This window comes from Mycobacterium sp. E740, assembly GCF_001672895.1.
Lineage (GTDB): Bacteria > Actinomycetota > Actinomycetes > Mycobacteriales > Mycobacteriaceae > Mycobacterium.
Window position 1 is genome coordinate 1 of the sequence record NZ_LZKP01000129.1, and the last position, 531, is coordinate 531.

Sequence of the window (531 nt, forward strand, 5' to 3'; positions counted from 1 at the left end):
GGCTGCGACGCGGTGCTCGGTCCTGCCGAGGACGGCGGATGGTGGGTGCTGGGCGTCTCGCGGCCAGAGATGGCCGAACATCAGATGCGCACCGAGTCGGTTGCGCGCAGGAATCGGCTGTCCGCCAGGCATTTTCGACGGACGGTCTCGAGGTCGTCGACGGTGTCGAAGTCCGCGAGCTCGTCGACCATCGCGACGTCGATCCCACCGTTACGCAACGCCGCCGCCGTCAGCGCGCCCGTGTCTGGTTGCGACATCGGAACGGTGCGCATCTGATGTTCGGCCATCTCTACGACCGCGCCCTCGACGGTGAACGCTGCTGGATCCGCCACGACGACGGTGAGGTGCGCAACCTCCCGGTGCACCGCTGGATTCGGCTGTCCGCCAGGCATTTTCGACGGACGGTCTCGAGGTCGTCGACGGTGTCGAAGTCCGCGAGCTCGTCGACCATCGCGACGTCGATCCCACCGTTACGCAACGCCGCCGCCGTCAGCGCGCCCGTGTCTGGTTGCGACATCGGAACGGTGCGCA

The 531-nt window shown here is 67.4% G+C and carries 1 protein-coding gene and 1 pseudogene; both read left to right on the forward strand.

Annotated features, from left to right (window positions below; translation table 11 throughout):
- A partial coding sequence (locus tag A5663_RS23815) for a DUF2064 domain-containing protein (protein ID WP_156744458.1) occupies positions 1-276 on the forward strand: 276 nt, incomplete at its 5' end.
- A pseudogene (locus tag A5663_RS23820) lies at positions 276-374 on the forward strand (SAM-dependent methyltransferase); the annotation flags it as partial. The gene A5663_RS23815 and the pseudogene A5663_RS23820, both read left to right, overlap by 1 nt.
- Between the last annotated feature and the right edge of the window lie 157 nt (positions 375-531).